The 22,186-nt window shown below is 42.8% G+C and carries 18 protein-coding genes; 3 read left to right on the top strand and 15 right to left on the bottom strand.

Going from position 1 to position 22,186, the window contains the following annotated elements:
* Nucleotides 1-250 (top strand): transposase (locus tag HMPREF0106_RS25990; protein WP_008997335.1); only part of this gene is annotated, 250 nt, incomplete at its 5' end.
* 154 nt (nt 251-404) lie between these two features.
* Here the strand turns inward: HMPREF0106_RS25990 and HMPREF0106_RS10940 are convergent.
* From HMPREF0106_RS10940 to HMPREF0106_RS10980, 9 genes are all read right to left on the bottom strand, one after another.
* Entirely contained in the window at nt 405-920 is a 516-nt protein-coding gene (locus HMPREF0106_RS10940) for a DUF3836 domain-containing protein (protein WP_009040190.1), read from the bottom strand.
* Nucleotides 921-1,182: 262 nt separating this feature from the next.
* Complete coding sequence (locus HMPREF0106_RS10945) at nt 1,183-2,643, bottom strand: hypothetical protein (RefSeq protein ID WP_004314999.1); 1,461 nt, start codon at nt 2,641-2,643, stop codon at nt 1,183-1,185.
* A gap of 75 nt (nt 2,644-2,718) precedes the next feature.
* Nucleotides 2,719-3,612, bottom strand: a complete 894-nt coding sequence (locus HMPREF0106_RS10950) for a hypothetical protein (protein WP_009040189.1) — start codon at nt 3,610-3,612, stop codon at nt 2,719-2,721.
* Nucleotides 3,613-3,614: 2 nt separating this feature from the next.
* Nucleotides 3,615-4,844, bottom strand: coding sequence for a hypothetical protein (locus HMPREF0106_RS10955; protein WP_015531668.1), 1,230 nt, complete (start codon nt 4,842-4,844; stop codon nt 3,615-3,617).
* Between the two features lie 32 nt (nt 4,845-4,876).
* Nucleotides 4,877-6,400 (bottom strand): M14 family metallocarboxypeptidase, encoded by a 1,524-nt coding sequence (locus HMPREF0106_RS10960; protein WP_009040187.1) that lies wholly within the window; start codon nt 6,398-6,400, stop codon nt 4,877-4,879.
* A 7-nt stretch (nt 6,401-6,407) separates the two neighbouring features.
* On the bottom strand, nt 6,408-7,778 hold the full coding sequence (locus HMPREF0106_RS10965) for a hypothetical protein (RefSeq protein ID WP_004314995.1): 1,371 nt from the start codon (nt 7,776-7,778) through the stop codon (nt 6,408-6,410).
* 18 nt (nt 7,779-7,796) lie between these two features.
* On the bottom strand, nt 7,797-8,942 hold the full coding sequence (iadA, locus tag HMPREF0106_RS10970) for a beta-aspartyl-peptidase (protein WP_008997369.1): 1,146 nt from the start codon (nt 8,940-8,942) through the stop codon (nt 7,797-7,799).
* 18 nt (nt 8,943-8,960) lie between these two features.
* Nucleotides 8,961-10,337, bottom strand: coding sequence for a C4-dicarboxylate transporter DcuC (dcuC, locus tag HMPREF0106_RS10975; RefSeq protein ID WP_008026208.1), 1,377 nt, complete (start codon nt 10,335-10,337; stop codon nt 8,961-8,963).
* Nucleotides 10,338-10,357: 20 nt separating this feature from the next.
* The gene (locus tag HMPREF0106_RS10980) at nt 10,358-11,773 is read right to left on the bottom strand and encodes a leucine-rich repeat domain-containing protein (protein ID WP_009040185.1); all 1,416 of its coding nucleotides are present in this window, start codon (nt 11,771-11,773) and stop codon (nt 10,358-10,360) included.
* A gap of 220 nt (nt 11,774-11,993) precedes the next feature.
* Between HMPREF0106_RS10980 and HMPREF0106_RS10985 the strand changes: the two genes are divergently transcribed.
* Entirely contained in the window at nt 11,994-13,946 is a 1,953-nt protein-coding gene (locus HMPREF0106_RS10985; protein WP_032851398.1) for a transglycosylase domain-containing protein, read from the top strand.
* A 27-nt stretch (nt 13,947-13,973) separates the two neighbouring features.
* Here the strand turns inward: HMPREF0106_RS10985 and HMPREF0106_RS10990 are convergent, their stop codons facing one another.
* From HMPREF0106_RS10990 to HMPREF0106_RS11000, 3 genes are all read right to left on the bottom strand, one after another.
* The gene (locus HMPREF0106_RS10990; protein WP_009040182.1) at nt 13,974-15,209 is read right to left on the bottom strand and encodes a hypothetical protein; all 1,236 of its coding nucleotides are present in this window, start codon (nt 15,207-15,209) and stop codon (nt 13,974-13,976) included.
* A gap of 86 nt (nt 15,210-15,295) precedes the next feature.
* The gene (locus HMPREF0106_RS10995; protein ID WP_004314989.1) at nt 15,296-15,988 is read right to left on the bottom strand and encodes a DUF4476 domain-containing protein; all 693 of its coding nucleotides are present in this window, start codon (nt 15,986-15,988) and stop codon (nt 15,296-15,298) included.
* A 115-nt stretch (nt 15,989-16,103) separates the two neighbouring features.
* On the bottom strand, nt 16,104-16,943 hold the full coding sequence (locus HMPREF0106_RS11000; RefSeq protein WP_004314988.1) for a S1 RNA-binding domain-containing protein: 840 nt from the start codon (nt 16,941-16,943) through the stop codon (nt 16,104-16,106).
* 187 nt (nt 16,944-17,130) lie between these two features.
* Between HMPREF0106_RS11000 and HMPREF0106_RS11005 the strand changes: the two genes are divergently transcribed.
* Nucleotides 17,131-18,132 (top strand): malate dehydrogenase, encoded by a 1,002-nt coding sequence (locus HMPREF0106_RS11005; protein ID WP_008026201.1) that lies wholly within the window; start codon nt 17,131-17,133, stop codon nt 18,130-18,132.
* Between the two features lie 71 nt (nt 18,133-18,203).
* Here the strand turns inward: HMPREF0106_RS11005 and HMPREF0106_RS11010 are convergent, their stop codons facing one another.
* From HMPREF0106_RS11010 to HMPREF0106_RS11020, 3 genes are all read right to left on the bottom strand, one after another.
* Entirely contained in the window at nt 18,204-18,644 is a 441-nt protein-coding gene (locus HMPREF0106_RS11010; protein ID WP_004314986.1) for a Fur family transcriptional regulator, read from the bottom strand.
* Nucleotides 18,645-18,651: 7 nt separating this feature from the next.
* Nucleotides 18,652-20,598 carry a heavy metal translocating P-type ATPase gene (locus tag HMPREF0106_RS11015; RefSeq protein WP_032851407.1) on the bottom strand — a complete coding sequence of 649 codons (1,947 nt, stop codon included), beginning with the start codon at nt 20,596-20,598 and terminating at the stop codon, nt 18,652-18,654.
* 66 nt (nt 20,599-20,664) lie between these two features.
* Nucleotides 20,665-21,300: a porin family protein gene (locus tag HMPREF0106_RS11020; RefSeq protein WP_004314984.1), complete on the bottom strand. Its 636-nt coding sequence runs from the start codon at nt 21,298-21,300 to the stop codon at nt 20,665-20,667.
* Nucleotides 21,301-22,186: the final 886 nt, after the last annotated feature.

The following is a 22,186-nucleotide window of genomic DNA, read 5'->3' as shown; positions in this document are numbered from 1 at the left end:
TTACACACGCAAGAAGAAACATAAGCTATTCTGCAAGCGTGCAGGAATAGAGCCGACTATCGGGCATTTGAAATCAGACTTTCGTTTAGGACGCAACTTTTATAAAGGTGTGTTCGGGGATGTTGTCAATCTGCTCTTAGCCGCAGCAGCGTACAACTTCAAAAGAGCCATGAGGGTTCTTTGGCTACTTGTTGAAAAAATCTGCGGGACACTGTTTTCTTGCAATATCCCGCAGATGAGTACTTTTTAAGGGACGACTAAATAAGCACACCGGAAAGTAATACAAATCAATATAAGCTGTTTATCAGATAAACAGAACGGTGGACTTCCTCATAGGGCAATCCACCGTTTTTAATGCAGTTAAATTAAGAGAGAGAAGGAGTTTCACAACTCCTAATTTATTTTTATCTGCTGGCAGTCAACAGAGTTGCTTCATTCGTTGCCGGAGTAGCCACGTTCATAGCCCAGTTCACACTAGATTCTTCAATCCATTTATCATTCCATTTATAGTTCATATAAGCTACCGGCATATTAGCGTCGTTCAATTCGTACACGCTCTTTTCAACAGCCGCATCGTAAGCTCTGTGAGAATCATTCCAACGTGCGTATACCAAAGTGATTTCATTAGAAGAATAAGTATAATCAATCTTGAAGTACGGCAGCCATTTGTCAGTGGAAGCATCCCATTTGAAAGCCTCTTTGGTAGCCATTCTCTTTTGATCGTCATAGGTAAAATCATATTTCATGTGGCGATAAAGAGAGCCATCTAATCTGTAAATCACCTTCGATACTACAAGATCACCTACTGTTTCTTCATTAGTAATGAAGTTATTGTTTTGTGCCTTCACTGTTGCATTAGAGATACCTGCAAATACCATAGCAACTAAAACGATCATTCTGAATAATACTGTAGTTTTCATAATTGTATATTTTTTATTTGTTCAACATTCTGTTTTTTGTTCTTCTGTTTATTAGACGGATCAAGTGTCTCAAACGGTTGCAACATTCTGAACTTTTTTCATGTTTCTTCGTTGTCCGCTTGCGACTATAGATATGCAACGAGCGTGCCAAAAAGATAACAAGTTAATAATCAGAAAGATTGCAAAACAGAATGGTGTACGAAAATGAACAGTTGTACGCTTAGAATCGAACAACCAATTAAAAAACGAACAAATAAATAAATTACTGACTAATAATGCTATTGAAAGAATGTTCGAAAGGTTCGTCATACAGTGATTTATATTCCCTGCAGAAGTGTTCATAGGTAGTCTTAGCCATATATTGCTTACGCATGAATACGTATGTGGCACATTTGAGTCTAAGTGCCGCTTCGTTCACGGAGTCGAACCGGAAGATAATATCGGATATTAATAGTTTGGTATCAAAAGCTTCATGCTCATCCAGTAAAGTGGCGTACTTTAATAAAGACTCAATAAGATTGTCTGCTATCCGGCTTTTAAAAGCGTCAAGCCACAGATAGTCACATTCATTCAGCAAGCCCCCCTTAGCAGTCAGTGCTGCAATGATTTTGATTCGTTCAGTTGTCAGGCTATCGGGACGAATCCGCTCCGGAAGACATTCATAGTAATCCACAAAAGCGTTCTTCTCAAATTGCACCCGCCAGTTACCCGAGATCTTGGAAATCGTACACCCGCCAACAGATTCTACCAGCACCCGCAACTTGGAAAGATTAACCGCCCGATTGTTTTTGGCACTTACATCATCTTTATCAAACCACAACATGGTAGTGAGTTCTTCCGACGATATTCCATTCTCCGCCGACCGCAAGATCAGCAAAACAAACAACTCACGCAAAAGCGGAGAAAAACGTTGCGAGACTTCTTCACCATTACGGTCAAAAACCTGCAATCCACCAAACAGATAAACGGCATTATAGCGGGGCAACCTGACCTTTTCTCCTTCATCGCCAAATGAAGTGAGTATTTCAACCCGGTTGCTTGCCTTCAACCTCTTCTGGCGCCTACGCCGCCAATGCATCCCCAGAAATACAATCATGTCCACCACTATAATCAACAGAATCCAATACCAGGCGGACAGATGTTGTTCTTCCTTTCCAACCGACAACAATTCAGCGTGCCTCTCAAGTAACTTCAAATGAGAACGTTTATCGCCAAGAATATGGAACCGATACCCCCGGTCCGAACGGATACCATGCGACGAAAAGGCATAAGAATGTCCATTTGCGGATATATAAACGGAGTCTGCCGGAAAATAAACCGAAAAGCCAACCGACATGGTATCGGTTGAGATTGAATCTTCCGGAGAACTGACCTGCACTTTCTCCACCTCCGAATTGCACACCCATAATAATTCGGTACCGGCTTGAGGAGAACGGGAAAGAATCAGATTATATAACTCTTTATCTGTACTTTCAATGCGCATCAGCGACTCAAACACCACTTTATCCTGTCCGGGAAGCATGACTTGCAATGTGATGACACTTCCCTTATCCAAGTAATTAAACTGCTTGGTATCAAGTATCTGATCTGCCTTGACACTCTTAATCTCTTCTGCTGAACGCACAGCACGCAGGGATACAGTGAAAAGGAGGCAGAATATCAATAATATAATCTTTTGCCCTGAAGAATAGAAGCCTTGTATATACGATGCCGATAGAAACATTTTAAATACCTGTGTCTGATGAATAGGTCAACAAAAATAAGCTATTTAACTGATGACTCAAAATTTTGGTCTTACTTAATAGAGTATTTTTGCCCCGGCTGCCGCCATTTTAGCATACTCGTGCGCAACACCTGTCACCTCATACTTATCCCAGTTCAACGAATAACCGCCTTTGGCACTGATACGCTTTACCTCCGAAAAATAATACTTACCACGCTGATATCTGTTTGCGCCTTGTGCTTCGGCACCGGTTGAAGTGTTCAGTCCGTTACGATCCGTATCTGCCGTACCCAAATGAACAATCAGTTTACGGGCAAGCAACGATGCTACTTGGGAAGAAGTCGCGACATCCGTATTTTTCAGGCCATAAGGATAAGCAACATCCACATCAGGTAGTGTATACCAGCCCGCGTTGGCACTCACTGCCCTGTCGACACGAGTATCGGGCATAAACGTCACATACCGGTGCACAAACTGCGCTCCGGCAGAATGTCCCCACATATCATATTTAGTCCGCGAAGAACCGGTATCTTTCCGGACAGTATCAAAAACGGACTCGATAAGCGAGAATGTCCATTCCGAACGGTCGAGCAGTGTATTTCCCTGAAACATACCGCCTTCGATATACTGTGCAGTAGAGTAAGTCTCCGTAGGAAACTCAAACACAAATACCATCACATTCCTATTGGACGCTTCTGTACGCCATGCATTCAGATAATCAGCAGCATTCCTTTCCAGTCCGGGAAAAACAAACAACATCGGCATCTTTTTCATATCCCCGTTGGCAGGGATATGAAAATGTATGCGGACAGGACGGTCAGCCAAAGGCGCATATCCGGAATATGTCACGATACCGTCTCCCGGGAGAAACTTGGAGGTTTCTCCCAAAGATTCTGATTCGTCGTCTTTAAAACAACTCGTCATCAATACGGCAATAAGTAAAATCAATAAGTTTGCTACACGCATCATTATCAAAAGAGAATATGAAGATTCAACTTAACCTGAAATTCCTTGGAACCTGCACCCACTAACTGATTGTATGAGGTATATGAACCGGCCAGCTGCAACTTGAACGTATTATTATTGAAATATTTAGATGCGCCGAAAGTAATGTTATCCGCCTCACGCAAGACACTCTGCCCCGTCTCTTTCCATTCGGGGTTCACTTTACTATAAGCGACATCCAGTGCCCATAATTTACGGAAAAGATATCCGGCCTGTACATTGAGTCCATTTCCCAAAGCCAAGTAATTGGCTATCTGACGCGGTTTCAATTTTGCACCCTCATCCTTTTCTACATAAAGTCCGTTCAAGCCATTCGCCGTTGCATTGACATACTCTGCCAACAACGAGAAGCCATTCCACTTGAATAGTAAATCGGCCGACAGCTTACGATAGTCGGGATAATCCGCAGCACCTTCTTTATCATACATCTGAAAATCATTATGCCCTTCACCTACCATATTGCTGGCACCGACATTATAACTATATGCCGCACCGATAGCCAGTTTAGGAGATTTCTCACGAATAAAGTCATTAAAGACCAACTCATTACCGCTCGTAAAGAAACCCAACGGATAAACAGTGACACGTCCGCCATATTTCAATCCGCCCAAATCCGGATCAGTACTTGAGGAACCAAATGAATTGCGTCCGTCACCGGAAGTAACAGCAGCACCTAAATCGAATCCTAACTTGCCAAGTGACAAGCGGCTTTCAACAAATAATCCCAATTCACGCCCTGTGCGGGAGAATGTACGATCCATCAACGAATGTTCACCGAAAGCAAGTCCCTGATCGAGCATCATCATTTGCCGGGTATTAGTAAAGGTCTGTTTCTGTCCGGCACTGATTTTCAATTGTTTCCAGGGAGCATACGAAACCCATGCATCCAATAAAGGATAAGAATCGGCAAAATCAGCTTGCAAGAAGAAGCCCAGTTTCTCATTCAGGAACGAACCTTCCAGGCTCAAATAAGCATGATCGATATCAAATCCATATTCCGACTCTGCGTTCTTTATATCTGTATAGTAACCGGAACCCTGGAGATAACCGCCAAAACGCAGTTTCTGACCGGGTGCTCTCAAGTTCAAGTCAAGCAAACCATCTTTCAGTTGCGGAAATGCCTCGTTTCCAATTGTCTGCGCATACAGACCAGTAGCCAAAATCAAGGAGAAAACTCCTATTATTATCTTTTTCATATCTTGTATTCTATTTATCGTCATTAATTAATCTATTTCATTTTACGATAGACGCCCAGCGTATTATTTACTGCAGCATCAATCACGCGGTAGTTGACGAAACCATTGGCCGATTCCGGTTCCAGCAATACTGTCACAAGGGTAGCCAAAGGTTGGGACATGGAAATACGATAGCTACCGGCCGGAAGAGTAATCGTACGGTTACTGGTATTTGTTACCACGTTCAACGGCAAGATACCAGCCACTAAATCATGACTTTCTACCGCCTTGGTAACGGTATAGCACTCCAGTTCAATCGTTTCCGGAGATGCCAGCCGCTCCAGTTCAACTCCATATTGCTGCAATATTTCGACTGCACGATTTTGGTTCGCATCCAGATAATAGGCAACAGGACGTTGGCGGGTCAATACGACTTCCGATTCGGGAGCAATACGTGCCTCAACAGGCACAGTCACCTCTTTACAGGCAAGCATGTCGATAAAGGTCAATGGATAACCGGAAGCGGCCTTTGAACGGAATGTCACAGCAACATCACCATTATAATGAGCGGATTCGTCCACTGCTTTTCGTATTTGGCCTTCATGTTCAAAAGTAGTACGGGCAAATGACTCTGCCAATTTGTAAACAGTATATACCCTACGCTTATAGGAGGTACGCCCCAGACCGACACCACGTACTTCCATCAGCATGGAGATAGCTCCACGCAAGGCCATGATATTAGTGGAAGAACGGGGTGAGGAACCGCCAATATTGAATATAATTTCTCCACGATTACTTTTGGTAGTGAAATAGGTGTGATGTGTCAGCCCTTCCGCATCGGCCATGCGAATGGCTTCAGGCACATAAAATTCGTCTACAACAGTACGCAATGCCGGAGACACATTCGGGTTGCTGCTCCACAAAAACATAAAGTCGTTAGGGTTGGTAACCAGCAGTCCGTCGGTCACTTCTTCATAAGAAGCGCGGAGTGGTTTATACTCATGGAAGTCAATAAACAAATGAGGTTTGACTGTCAAAGCAACCCGTTGTAAGGTACGTGCTTCCGGAGTTGACAAAAGCGTCTGATCACGGTTCAGGTCTATACCATTGGCAGTGACCCGTTCTCCCTGTTCGCTTCCGTCAATATTTACCGAAGGCATAATATAGAAGTCCATTTTATCAAGCAGAGCAGACAGTTGAGAGTCACAAGTCAGTTGTTTCATAAAATACAGAAGACCTTCGGTGCCAGCAGGTTCATTTCCATGCACACACCCTGTATAGAGGACACGTAATTTATCATTTCCTCCCTTGCTCACTTTTATCATGGGTATTTCACGTCCACGCTGGGTGCGACCAACAATTTGAAGTTTCACTCGTTCCGGATACGTAGTAGCCAGGTCATGTAAGAACGTCATCATCTCACGATATGTGGTGAAGCCGTGTTTCTTGGCAAATGCCGGGGTATCAATATCGACCTGCGGATCCGGGAAAAACTTCACCGTCACCTTTCCGGTCTGTTGGGCATAGAATGGAAGACCGGACAATAAAAGACAGAGTATTAATAATATTCGTTTCATAGCTTCATCAGAATTTAAATTGGAACAATAGGTTACCTATCCACTCATTGCCATTATAGGTGTATGTACTATCAGGAGTACGGTTTTCACCATTGCTACGAGCCAGTCCGACAGTCAATTGTATCTTGGCAGCATAATTGCGTGTCAGATACTTGGAGACACTGAAATCATAAAAGTTATGCCTGTTGAAATACAGATTATTATTCATATACGAATATTCATCAGGCTTAAGGTATGTATAGCGCAAATCAAAACTCCAAAGACTACGGAGCATATATCCTGCCTGGATATTAAATCCTTGTCCCAACATCATTCGGTTTTTGATGTAAGCTTCTACATTCTGTTCTCCGTTCACGTCAAAGGTGGTAGCGGTGGAACCGTCGTTTCGTACCCGTTTCGTTATAGAAGAAGGAACATATCCCCATGTCTTTGCATATTCGCCCAACATCGAAAATCCGCGATACTTAAAAGCAAAGTCCGCCACCAGTTTAGCATAATCGGGAAGATCTATTTCATCACGGTCATTCATATAAAGAATATCTCCGTTACTGCGCCCGCCACGACGGTCGGATGTACCGTCCGCATAGCTATATGCAACACCGACACTCAACTTCGGAGTCAGTTCGTAAGCCATATCCCCTTCTCTGCTTCCTCCCATCGAACGGAAAGCTCCAAAAGGAAGGTAATTCAACCGGCCGCCATACTTCAATCCACCATAACGCTTTCCTTCCGAGATCGGACCGGAACCATCGGTGATAGCAATGGAAGGACGTAAAAGTCCTTTGCTGCCTAGCCGGAAAGAACTTTCGGCAAAAACACCCAATTCACGAATCGTGCTAAATGCAGAAGTTATTTTACTACGTTCACCAAACTGTAACGTGTGAGAACTCATCTGCAATTCATAGTTATCCGTAGGAGTGGAACGCTGCCCAAACGAAATGACAAGTTTAGAGCCCCAAGGGCGATAGGCAGCATAGGCATCCATCAATAACGACCCGGAGTCATCATCCGTCTCACTACCTTTCACCAAGTCGAGTCCCAACCGGAAACGCAATTTATCGTGATAGACACTTCCATCAAAACGTACACGGGCACGACGCACACGAAAACGGTTGTACATCTGATCCACATCTTCAAAGCGACGGCTTTCTACCGATGTTTGTACCATCCCGCTGACCGTCAGTTTATTGCCGCCTTGTGTTGTGAATCTTAAGCCATCCCCCATTTTATAGCGATGGAGGACTACTTTATTGTCGATATCTGATAAACTTTCATCGCTGGCTTCCACTATTTCGGCGTCATCACTACCTTCGTCTGTCTGTGCCATTACCGGAAGGAGCAAGAATAGCCCTATCAGGAATAATAGATATTTTTTCATATCCATGTTGTTTTAGTATTACATTTCAAAATTTCCCTTACGCATCACGACACCTTCGTGCATCATTTCCGCACCACGGGCATAGACACCTTGCAGTTTCCAATTGTCATCAAACAGCGTTATATCCGCATCCCATCCTTCCCGAAGTTCTCCTTTTCCTTTCAGCTTCATTGTACGGGCAGGGTTGGAAGTTATCAGGCGGAAAGCATCCGAAGGAGCAATGCCTCCGTCCACAATCAGCCGGATCACTTGCTCTAGGTTTCGATGTAACGGCGCCACAGTATAACTATCCTCACCGGTTATCGGATCCTTACGACGTACGCCGGCATTACCATCCGATGAGAAAGTCATACGGTCAATAGATACTCCGGCATTCAATCCCTCCAGTACACTTTCATAAGGTTCACAATATTTTGTTCCTCCTGTGGAAATATCAATCATTCCCCCCATACGGGCAAATTCAATTCCTTGCAAGAATAAATCGTGTGTACGTCCCATGTGAGTAGGAGAAATATAGCTGATTAATGAAGGATACTCCCGTGCTATCTCTAACAATAGCTCAATTCCTCCGGGCAAAGCTCCCAAATGCACATGCATCACTCCGCCTTTGGCAGAAGTAAAACCTCCCAAGCGTACTTGCTGAATGATACGCATCAATTCGGTTTTAGTAGGATAGGAACTACGGTCGTCACTGATTGCTATCTTACAGCCAATCACTTTATCAATGAAAATCAAATCGTTGGCAATGCTATCTGTCAATGTGGGAGTGGGCAGGCCATAGTAACCGGTAAGCATATAAGCGGATATACCGTCCATGCACAGTGCTTTCGTTTTGGCATACAGTGCCGGTAATTGTTTCACGAAACCATCGGTTCCCAACAGTCCGACTACCGTAGTCGTTCCACAAGCCAGTAAACGGCTTAACGGTACTTCAGGGGCCAAAGAAAAGTAGCCGGTTTGTCCGCCTCCGCCAATGATATGTACGTGCTGGTCTATACAGCCGGGAGCAGCATTCATGCCTGCCCCATCGATCACTTCCACCTCTAATCCCCGAATATCGATATGGGGTGCGATACAAGCAATCTTTTCACCACAAATAAGCAGGTCGTTCATCCCCCTGTCTTCAGGAGCATAAAGATGTATATTTTGAATCAGTTTGAACATCATAATCAGTATTACTTGTTAGATAAAAAAGTGAATAACTATCATTACAATCAGTGTAATTGTCAGCGGAATGATATTGCGTTTGGCCAAATCGGTAGCCGACACGCCGGCAATCTCCGAGATAGCAATAATGACACCGGCAATAGGTGATGCCGCCCGTCCCATGCTCGATGCTAATTGCATAGGTAATATCATATCTACGGGAGTCATACCGACTTTGGTAGCAATTGACGGAACCAGCGGACCAAACGAGAAGAACGAAGCATTTCCACTTCCCATCAGGATAGCAGCCAGGAAAAGAATCAGGATAATGACAATCGAAACCAAAATGCCAGAGAATCCCAGACTGGTACATCCTTCAACCAACGCATCAATAAAGCCAAGGCTAATTAACCCCTTAGAGAAGATTTCTGCCGCAACAATCAGTGTCACCACATTGGTAAATACCTTACCCATCCCTTCCCAGAATGATTTCATAGTCATAAAAACAGCTTTAAAAGAACGAAGACGTATCAACTCAAACAACATGGAAACTGCCAGAGAGACAAACATAGCCGTAGTGGTATCCAATTCAATCGGAGGGTCGAACAGGTGTACATATTTCGAAAAGATGATTAACAGGAATAACGGCAACACTGGCAGAATCGCATAAATCAATGGAATATCCACCTTGAAATCTTTTGTATCCATCATTTCTGGTTGCGTACGTCCTGACTGGCGATCCTTGCGGTCAAAATAACGATTGGTGAGATAGTAAACAATCATTAGCAAAATAGTAAGCGGAATGGCCAGCGGAAGCTGGTGTTCAACAAAGTACAGCATATTATTTTGACCGACAAGTTCCGCCGCCCGGGCGGTATTGGCCGAACCGGGACCCATATCAAAAATAGTGCAGGCAGAAATAACCGATACTGCCGTCAGACGACTCACTCCCAAACCTACCAAAATAGGAAAGATAGAAGCAACCAGCAACAAACCAAGTCCTGTTGCGCTCGGTGTACAAATGAAAAGCATCTGTCCGATAGGGATTACAATGGAAGCAGCGATATAGGGAAACTTCTTGAAAATAGCCAGCGGTTGCATAGACACATATACCAATGCATCACTAGCCTTGATCTTTTTCATGTAAGCTACATAACCTCCAATAGTCATAATCATCAAACCAACACGAAGCATGTTCGATGAAAAAGTTTCTTTTATAATCCGAAAGAGGTCGAAAACCGGCGTCCCCGTTGTTTCGGTCAGACTTAGCGAATGCATACCAAGCAACATGCTAAGTGCTAACATCAAAATCCCGGCTACCATCAATACTCCTTGCGGGTTATTCTTTTTCATTAGCCAATAAGCTACCAATACAATTACCTGTAAGGCTATAAATGCACCTATATATATCATCATAGTATTCTTTATTTGAATTATTCTGCTTCTACACCTTTGTTTTTAGTAGTAGTCAAATTATTAAATATTGCGCTCGGAATCTTGAAGTTTGCACCAGGATTGCCACTTAAGTCGAGTTCTGTCAATTTAACCAGATTCGAAACATTGATTTCTGTCAATTTATTATTTTTCAGATTAAGAGTTTCCAGATTGGGGGTATATGAGAGATTAATGGTCGAAAGCGTACCATATCCACTTTTCGTACTACCATTACAATTCAAAATACGCAACTTAGGGTTACCACTCAAATCCAATGAACCGACTCCTGCCGTATTCACTTGTAGGACCTCTAAATTACTAAGTCCAGTAAGCGGAAGTGCCTCGGTAAACTTATTTGAGGTGGCAGTAAATTCAACCAGTCCTGTAAAGAACTGCAAGCCATCTACAGAAGCTATAGGGGTCTCTGCCGTTTCAAGACCGGCTGTAACCAACTCACTGGTAGCGGCTGATGTTTTCGCTACATTTACCGCCGTAACAGTAGCCGCCATCGTCTTATCCAACTGATATTCATTGCCCTCTTTCACAACCAGCCCTTGTGGCAATTTACCAGCATCTGTTGAAAGATAATAAAGATACTCTCCAAAAGCCTTATCCGGGATTGTGAACAATTCACCGTCTTCACCTCCTCCACCTTCGGAATCAGCCACCACTCCGACAGCAGTAGTCAACTGGGTCATTAAATCCTCCGGAATAGCAAAAGGAGCAGCCGGGTTATTGCTCAAATCAAGTTCTTTCAATGCTGCATAGTTTGAAGGAAGAATAAAGCCATTCTCCTGAAGATTTTGGTTCTTTAAATAAATATGTTCTATCACATTATTATTTGCAAAGCTAATTGTAGAAAGTTTGGTAGATGTATCACCGGCCGAATTTCCACCATAGCGAAAGCGAATAAGTTTTGTATTCTGCGACAAGTCCAGTGCTGTAACAGAGTTATTATTCATCTCAACCGTTTCCAGCTCGGTCAATGCAGTCAGATCCATACGCTCCACCGAATTGGAAGTAATCTTCAATGTCTTTAGAGCGGTAAAGAACTGCAAACCGTCCATATCTACAATCTTCACTGCAGCTGTAGCCAATCCCGCATTCTCCAGTTTAGCTATCTGCGCATCGTTTTTTACCAGATAGAGATTTTCTACGGTAGCAGCCTTTTGGGTGTTCAGGTAGAATTTGCCATTTTCCGCAACAGCCATTTCATAAGGAAGCTTGTTTTCGTCTGTACGGCTACAGTTATAAACAAGGTATTCTCCCAACGCACGATCTTTAATTTCATAAAGGTCTTGCTCACCACCTCCCTGTATATCTTCCACATCATTAGTGGTACAAGATGAGAGTCCTCCAAGCAATAATGCCATGCAAAACATTGCAGTAGTCATCGGTTTGTTCATTCGCATCATAATTTCAAAAGTATTGGTTTTGAGCGTAAAAGTAACATTAACGAGTAAACGAAAAGATTAATACAGACCTTAACAAAAGATTAATATTGCAAATAAAGCGCCTTTTTTTGTATTTTCTTCTCTCTACTGATGAATATAACTCTAAAAATGGGAAAATACTCCGCTTGTTGCCCAAATTATTATCTACCTTTGCAGCGATTATCATATCAAAAAAAAGAAGATGGAAACGTCCAGCAAAAAAAGAATTATTATTCTATCCGCTACCGGCATCTTGCTTACCGGCCTCATTTGTCTCTTTATATCCCGCAATATTATTTTATGCCATATCGTTGACAAACGGACTACACGTATCGAACAGGCATACGGACTGCAGATTCATTATCAGAAGTTACAAATGGAAGGCTGCAATAAGGTGGTTTTACAAGGACTTTCTATTATTCCCAACCAACGGGATACCCTGCTGACATTGCAATCTGTCAACGTAAAACTAAGTTTTTGGAAGTTACTAAAAGGAGAAGTCGAAGTACGCAATGTCCATATGGATGGGCTGGCAATAAACTTTATCAAATATGATTCCCTAGCCAACTATGACTTCCTGTTCCTTAAACGACAACAAGAGACAGAGTCAAAGCCTGCCATAGAGAGCAACTATGCCAACCGCATCGACCGGGTATTGAACCTCATTTACGGCTTTCTGCCCGAAAACGGCCAACTCAACCAAATAAAAATAGCCGAACGCAAAGATAGTAACTTCGTTGCAGTCAACATCCCCTCCTTTGTTATTAAGGATAATCATTTTCAATCAACCATTCAGATAAAAGAAGATACACTGCCTCAACAACAATGGCAAGCATCGGGTGAACTGAACAGAAGAGACTATACATTAAAAGCAGCTCTCTTTGCTCCGGAGAAAAAGAAAATCTCACTACCTTATATTACCCGCCGTTTTGGAGCAGAAGTCACTTTCGACACATTATCTTATAGCATGACTAAAGATAAACGTGCGACCGCCCAACTGCTCCTCAAAGGAAAAGCAAGAGTGAACGGACTGGACGTATTTCATAAAGCCTTCTCTCCTGAAATCATTCATCTCGATCGCGGACAACTCTGTTACGAGATGAACATAAACGGACACTCATTTGAATTGGACAGTACCACCATTGTTGACTTCAACAAACTCCAGTTTCATCCTTATTTACGGGCCGAGAAGGAGAAAGGAAACTGGCATTTCACTGCAGCAGTCAACAAATCCTGGTTTCCGGCAGACGATCTGTTCAGTTCTCTGCCGAAAGGATTATTCAGTAATCTGGAAGGCATCAAGACAAGTGGTGAGCTGGCTTATCATTTTCTGTTAGACATTGATTTTGCGCAACTGGATAGTCTCAAACTGGAATCTGAATTGAAAGAAAAAGATTTCCATATCATAAGCTATGGAGCTACTTCACTCTCCAAAATGTCCGGTGAGTTCATTTACACAGCTTATGAGAATGGAGTGCCGGTACGAACCTTCCCTATCGGCCCTTCATGCAATCACTTTACACCCTTAGACAGCATTTCCCCCATTCTAAGAATGTCTGTCATGCAAAGCGAAGATGGAGCATTCTTTTATCATCGCGGTTTCCTGCCCGATGCCTTACGGGAAGCACTGATTTACGACCTGCAAGTGAAACGCTTTGCACGCGGAGGAAGTACGATCACCATGCAACTGGTAAAGAATGTATTCCTGAACCGTAACAAGAACTTTGCGCGTAAACTGGAAGAAGCATTGATTGTGTGGTTGATAGAGAATGAAAGATTGACTTCCAAAGAACGTATGTACGAAGTATATCTGAATATTGTAGAATGGGGACCACTCGTTTATGGTATTCAGGAAGCGTCTGCTTATTATTTCAAAAAACGCCCTTCGCAACTGACCACGGAAGAAAGTATTTTCCTGGCTTCCATTATCCCGAAACCCAAGCATTTCCGCAGTTCTTTTGCAGAAGGCGGACAATTAAAGGAGAATATGGAAGGTTACTACAAACTGATTGCAAAACGTCTTGCACAGCAAGGAGTAATAAGTGAAATCGAGGCGGATAGTATCCGCCCCGACATCCAAGTTACGGGCGACGCCCGGAATAGTCTAGCCGGTGAAAAACCGGAGTCTAGTTCTCCTACCGCTGAGGAGCAATGAGATTGATATAAATAATAAAGGAATAGGTTATCTTCTTGAACTGCTGTTTCTTTCAGAAGAACGGGAAGAGCTTTGAGTGCTATTACTTCTCGTACTTCCGGAAGAAGAGCGTCTTTCTGTTTGTCCGCTGGAAACATTGCTCCGGGTAGAGCTACCGCTGCTTCGAGTAGAACTCGAACTACCGCTACTACGGCTAGAGGTAGTACTACTGCGACGGCTGGTAGTATTTTCACTACTGCGACTGGAATTACTACGACTGGAGCTAGAACTGCCACGATTGGAACTAGAACTGCCACGATCGGAGCTACCACGACTGGAAGAACTATTGTTTCTATCAGAACTGTTATTTCTATTATAGGAACCACTACTATCGTTTCGCCTACTTGAACTTTCCCTTGAGCTGCTACTTGTTTTTCCACTTTCACGGTTGGAACCGCTACTTGTCGAACTTCCGCTTGTCGGCCTGCGATTAGAGCTTGAAGAACCGGAACTTGTTTCCGGACGGGGACGAGTAGACGTACCAGGTCGCGTTGTCGTTCCGGGACGAGACGTATCAGGACGAGTAGATGTGCTTGGACGAGACGTTCCGGGACGTGTTGTTGATGAACCCGGACGGGAAGAATTACCCGGACGTGTCGGTGCATTATGCGGACGAGTGGAAGTATTCGGACGGAACCGGACAGAACCGAAGTCCGAACGACGATAAGAGTGATATACTCTCTGATCTCTCACCCGGTGCGGTGCAGAGTAATGGTTGAAATTAGTATATCTTCCCCGATAGTAGCTTGTATGGTGAAAGTGCGGACGATAATGCGCTCCACAATAAGTACGGTAATGATAAGGCACACCAAAATAGAACAAGCTACGGTTCGGGTAATTGATGTAAACCCTGAAACTCCATTTCCCTCCGGTTACATAAATCGGCCGATAGAAATACTCGGCACCGAGAAACCGGCGATACTGCGCATCACTCAATACCCAGCGAAGATCGTCGTTACGGATATCCAAAGCTTCATAATAATCATCCAATGCCCATTCGTAACCACGTGCTACGTAATCCATTATATTACGGACAGAATAAATAAAGTCGTAATTAATCTCATACGCATCATTATATTGCTGTGTACTCAAACTCAATTCATACGCCATCTTATCGGTAAGAAAACGTGTCTCCTTACGTACCTTGCTGGTGCTCATTCCAGCCATTACGGTCATATTGGCAGTCAGACCGACCGCAAAGAGTAAAAACAGTATTCGTTTCATAATTCAATCTCCTATCATTTATTATTCCGATAATATTCCTCAATAACCATGCGTAACATATCTCTACAACCGTACAGTTAATAGTATCAACGCCGACCATACCCTATCACAAAATCATTCATCTTGTCCTTGCTGGAAGTAAATGTCAGGGTATTAATCACTGTAAAGAAAGCTTCTTTATCTACAATGCGGGGATACATTATCTTCATAATTTCCATCCGGTCATCGTCAAATGTATAAAGTTTGGTCAGTTGGAGACATTGGGCAGATGTAAAATCAGAACCGGCCAATGCAGCATTAAGCAACTTTATACGATCATCTTTAAAAGGCTCCTTCTTCATCTCATTATAAAACGTTTGAAAGAGCTGATCGTTCATTACCCTGTTGTAACCATATCCCGGGCGGTGTTCTCCTTGTCCCGGACGATGTCCCCCCTGTCCGGGGCGGTCGGGTCTTTCCGGATGCATGTTATCACGTCCGTCTACCCATATCTCTTTCACTCCCCTACCATCGAAATAAACATAGTCTTTATACAATTTTTCTCCTTTCCATACTCGCTCTCCCGGACGGGTAAAGCGGGTGGCATATACTTCAACAGTATAATGTCCGGGATTCAAATTGGCTATAAAGCAGGTAGTAGTAGGCAAACTGATTTGGTTTCCTCCCAAGTAAACAAGTATCGGAGTATTTCCGCCGTCGATACGGATTCCGTTAACAGACTGCGCTTGTAAGGAAAGGGCAGCGAACAGGATGCAGAAACTTATTATAATCTTACGCATAACTTATCTAGTTTTTATTATTTATATCTTTAATCTGATACCACAAAAATAGGGTGAGGAAACTCCCCACCCCAATGATTCTCTCTATTCGTATGTAGGGAAATCCCTATTCTGTTTAGGAATCCGCCAAAACAATGCCATCCTCGTGCAAGGTAATCAGACGTTTCTTATACAAGTCGCCCACTCCTTTCTTAAAGGTTTTCTTGCTGACACCAAACGTATCGTAGATATCTTCCGCAGGACTTTTATCATTCAAGTTAATTCGTCCCCCGTGCTCTTTGATATAGTCTAGCAGCGTTTTCGAAAAATCGTCAATCTTTTCAAAACCGGGTTTCTGAAGAATCAAATCTACTTTACCATCTTCACGCACCTGTTTCACAAAAGCTTTCATTTCCATCCCTGTCTCCAACGGACAGAATATTTCATTTTCATACAACAAACCGCTATACATATCATCTATAATTGCCTTAAAGCCTAAGTCCGTCTTCTGCCAGATAAGAATATTCACCTCTGCTCCCGGAGCATATTCCGGCTTTTCTTTCGACAGATAACGTTCCACTTTTGCTGAAGCCACAATACGGTAACTCTCTTCATCCACATGTGCATGAACCACGTATTTCCGTCCAACCTGCATTTTCATCTTCTGCTCACGGAACGGCACAAATAGGTCTTTCATCAATCCCCAGTTCAGGAAAGCTCCGTATTGATTTACCCAGGAGACTTCCAGACAAGCAAACTGTCCGACCTGCACTAACGGGGTCAGTGTCGTAGCAATCAGCCTCTCATCCATATCCAGGTAAAGAAACACATTCAAAAAATCTCCTATCTTACAATCCTCGGGCACATAGCGGGTAGGCAACAAAATCTCACCTTCTTCCCCACCATCGAGATATACGCCGAAATCGACTTCCTTCACGACTTCAAGCTGGTTGAACTTTCCTAATTCGATGCTCATATTCTTATCTATTATATTATATAAGCAGCAAAGATAATCTATTTTGAATAGATCCCTCAATCAGTCAGCTATAACTTTTCGTTATCGAGAAAAACTATTTGCAATGAACAATCTGCGTTCTAATATGTTAACTTTGTAGCGACAAAAAGAAAGAGTAAATTATTCACCTTTTTAAACATATAAAATTATGGAATTTCTAACCAACGAGAAACTTACGATTGTGGGAGCTGCCGGAATGATCGGCTCCAACATGGCACAAACAGCCATGATGATGAAACTCACTCCGAATATTTGTCTCTATGATCCATTCGCACCAGCTTTGGAAGGAGTAGCTGAAGAACTGTATCATTGCGGTTTTGAAGGTGTCAACCTTACCTATACTTCCGACATCAAAGAAGCGCTGACCGGAGCTTCTTATATTGTTTCTTCCGGTGGAGCAGCCCGTAAGGCAGGTATGACCCGCGAAGATCTGTTGAAAGGAAATGCAGAGATTGCCGCTCAATTCGGAAAAGACGTTCGTCAATATTGCCCGAACGTAAAACATATCGTTGTCATCTTTAATCCTGCAGACATCACCGGTCTGATTACTTTATTGTATGCAGGTTTGAAACCTTCACAAGTTTCTACATTGGCTGCGTTGGATAGCACCCGCCTGCAAAACGAACTGGTGAAATACTTCCATATCCCCGCTTCCGACATTCAGAATTGCCGTACGTATGGCGGTCATGGAGAACAAATGGCTGTATTTGCATCTACCACCAAAATAAAAGGAGAACCCCTGACCGATTTCATCGGTACTACCCGCCTTCCGTTGACGGAATGGGAAGCACTGAAAGTACGTGTCATCCAGGGTGGAAAACATATCATCGACCTGCGCGGCCGTTCTTCTTTCCAAAGCCCGGCTTATCTGTCTATCGAAATGATTGCTGCTGCTATGGGCGGACAGCCATTCCGCTGGCCTGCCGGAACGTATGTTTCCAATGGCAAATTCGACCATATCATGATGGCGATGGAAACTTCAATTACTAAAGACGGCGTTACTTATAAAGAAATAGCCGGAACTCCTGCCGAACAGGAAGAATTAGAAAAGAGCTACGAACACTTATGTAAACTTCGTGACGAAGTGATTGAAATGGGAATCATCCCAGCCATTAAGGACTGGCATGCTTTGAATCCCAATATTGACTAATCAAACAATATTAGCGAAAGCAGAAGGCCGAAACCTGACGATCTTTTTATCGTTCCGGATTTCGGCCTTTTTTATTTCATTGCCAATGTCATTCCCACGGAAGAACATTCCTGACAAATCCCTTTAAGGACATAATTAATGCTATGCAAAGTAAATCCTTCAGGCAAATCAATCACCGGGATATGGGTACCTTCCAGGCAGAATGTACGATGACATTTCTCACAATAAAAATGCGAATGTAAATCCTGTACCACACAATTGCAAGAGTTGTCGCAAACGGCATACTTCAACGAGCCGCTTCCATCGTCTATGCTATGTATGAGGTGATGAGACAAGAAGAGAGCGATGGTACGGGATATGGTCGATTTATCAACTGTGTCGAGCAATGTTTCGAGGTCAAGCAATGACACTGCACGCTCTGCCTGCATCATCTCTTTTATCACCAAGAGCCTTATTGCAGTTGGCTTAATGTCTCTTCTGACCAGCTTATCCAAATAAATATCTTCTTCCATCTTTCTCCTATTTTATCATTTTCTGTATTCTGACGGCGTTCATAATAGCAAGCAACGCAACGCCTACGTCTGCGAAGACAGCTTCCCAAAGAGTAGCGATTCCACCGGCTCCCAAAATCAATACAAGCAATTTCACTCCAAATGCCAGTGATACATTCTGCCAAATGATTCTTCGTGTCAACTTTCCTACTTTGATAGCTTCGGCTACTTTCGACGGCTGATCTGTCTGTATCACGACATCGGCTGTTTCAATGGCTGCATCACTGCCCAATCCTCCCATAGCAATACCGACATGACTCAAAGCAAGCACCGGTGCGTCATTCATTCCATCGCCGACAAATGCAATCCGGTTTGCCTCATCCTGACGCAATTCTTCCAGGTGTTTCACTTTCCCTTCCGGCAGCAAGTCGCCATAGGCTTTCGATATGCCGAGCTTCTCCGCAAAGTTAGTAACAATACTCTGTTTATCACCGGATAATATCTGTATGTTTTCAATATTTAAAGCTTTTAAGCGGTCAATAGCTACCTTTGCATCTTCTTTCAAGGCATCAGCCAACAACAGATAACCGGCATAACGGTTTCCAACAGCACAGACTACAATGGTATCTGTTATCTTCAACAATTCTTGCGGAAAGGATATATCAAACTTGGACAGTAACCGGCAATTACCAACCAGAACCGGTATTCCGCCTACCGTTGCTTCCAATCCGAAGCCGGCATATTCTTTCGTATCGGTAACGGTTACGCGTTCTATGTTTTGTTCTTTTGCGTAGTTTACAACAGCCTTGGCAATCGGATGTGTGCTATCACTTTCTACCGAAGCAATCAGTTTCACTAATTCTTCTTCCGAAATATCGCCTGCACTTTTACAGGCCTGCACGTCAAAGGTTCCTTTTGTCAGGGTTCCTGTTTTATCGAATACCACCGTATTGATCTTAGTGATAGCGTCCAGATAATTACCGCCCTTGAATAAAATACCCAATCGGGATGCCGCTCCGATACCACCAAAATAGCCTAATGGAATACTAACCACCAATGCGCATGGACATGAAATCACCAAAAAGACCAAAGCTCTGTATAACCAATCATTAAATGTGAATACAAATGCAGGATTGATAAGTGAATAGACAAATGGAGATAATACAATTAATACGGCCAGTATGATAACAATCGGTGTGTAAACACGGGCAAACTTGCGAATAAACAATTCTGCCGGGGCTTTGCGTTCGGCGGCATTCTGAACAAGTTCCAATATTCGGGCGAGTGCGCTCTTGTCAAAAGGTCTCGTCACTTCAAGTCGGATTACCTTGTCGGTTACAATCATTCCGGCAAGCACTTCCTCCCCTTTCCGAATATTACGAGGCACGCTTTCGCCCGTTAATGCAGCTGTATTAAAGGCGGCAACTTCATTCTGCATGATTCCATCCAATGGCACTCGCTCACCTGCCTTTATTTCTATGATTTCACCGACTTTTATCTTTTTAGGACTTTCAGTAACAAGATTACCCTCTCTAAGTACCAGTGCTTTTTCGGGTCTTACGTCTAATAAGGCTCCGATATTACGTTTGGCTTTATCTACCGCTTTACCCTGAAACAGTTCTCCTACTGTATAAAATAGCATCACGGCTACGCCTTCCGGATATTCGCCAATATAGAAAGCTCCCAAAGTAGCAATAACCATTAGGGTGAACTCACTGAAATAGTCTTTTTCCCTGATGCTTTCCCAGGCTTCTTTCATCACCGGAATTCCTACCGGAAGATAGGCTACGATATACCATATCAAAGAAACATATCCTTCACGGAAGAATGCTAAATCAAGAGCATTCATTATTATTCCACCTGCCAGAAGCAGGAGAGAGAATATCACTTTCCCATATTCATGGAAGTTCGAAACCTTTGCATCAACCTTTTTTTCTGCTGAGCATGAATGAGCGCCACAACTACAATGTCCCATAACATTCATCATTTAGTTGATGCAAAGGTAGCAAATGATTTATGCAACAAAGTTGCAAAATCGGTTTTAGAACATATATCCCAATGAGATCATCAGGTTTCTGTTCTTCATTCCTACTTCTTTGATTACCTCAACAAGTCCGAAATCATAGCTTATGGCAACCTGATATTTCTTACTGAACTCAACTCCGGCTTTCAGTCCAAGACCGAGGTCGAATCGTTTCAGACCATCGTCGCCAAATATATCTTCGGATGCAGAATTGCCTCCTATTTCATCAAAATCAAAATAATCACCGTCCACTTTCGCTTTTGCTTTTCCAAACAGTCCGACAGCAATATAAGGACCTACACTACCAAATAATGAGAAATCATCATTCACTGCATATTTATATCCTACACGTACTGGTACTTCCAGATAGTATGGATTAAATGTTATGCTTGCAAGTGATCCGCCATCAACTTTAGCACCTTTCAATGTCAACAATGCAGCGAAATCCATATAGGCACCACTACCATTCGCATCCTGCGACAATCCCACTTCTGCTTTAACTCCTGCGTGAAAACCTATCCTGCTGTCAAAACCTGTAATGGTGTATTTACTAACATTCATACCTGCCATCACACCCCATTTCAGGTTGTCTTGAGCATTGATACTCACTACGCTTATCGCTACTAGAGCGAACAATAACAAGGCCTTTTTCATACGAATAAATAATTTAATTATTGTTTAGAAATTATGTGAGGCAAAAATAGCAATAATTCGTATAACTCCGAGATGTTTAGTAAAAATATAAAAAATAAACGATATGAATCTTATGAGATATAGTCATAGCAAGGGAACCAGACTATTTCAAACGATTTTATGGAACATAGAACAAAAACACTCTGCATAGAGAAAAAAACAAAGAATGAAAGACTGTATAACTTAATTAATTGTTATCTTTGCACAATCAGTCGTAGCGCGACTGTATCGTTTGTTTTAAGAAAAAAAGCGTTTAGCTGATTTCTGTGCCGGAGAAAAGTCGAAAATTCCAAACACACAGAGAAGCAGATAGATGCTCCTTGCAATATGCGGGGAGTGTTTCCTGTTTGTGTGTTTAGGGCTTCGACTCCCTCTCTGGCGGATAGGCAAATGCTCTCCGCTTTTTTTGTGCCTATAAATTTGCGGTAGATGTAAAACAACAAGTTAATAATAACCACAAAGGCAAGTCAATTCGGATGGAGCGGCACCCGAACGACTGCAAAGTCGAAAACGTAACATTTAGATGTTGCTACTTGCCTTTGAAAATATAAGAGATAAAGGCTAGCAATACCCTCGAGGGGAACAAATGGATTCATCCAGGAGTTCCCCTCTATTTTTGTAAAGATGTGTACTATTGGAAAGACAGATATTAGGTCTACATATAAATGGTTCTTAATCAAATTCCGTGCTACTTATTTATGTTCAATAACCTTATTCATGGCTATTCCGGGGTACTTTAAGATGCATATAGCTTGGATAATTTATTTGCTATTTCTAATATGCCGATATCCCTTTATCCATCAACCTTTCAATGAGCTTTACTAGCACGGAATTTGAAGAAGAACCA

This window comes from Bacteroides sp. D22, assembly GCF_000163675.1.
Lineage (GTDB): Bacteria > Bacteroidota > Bacteroidia > Bacteroidales > Bacteroidaceae > Bacteroides > Bacteroides xylanisolvens.
The sequence above is the reverse complement of the archived record's forward strand: the minus strand, read 5'-3'. Positions and strand labels throughout refer to the sequence as shown.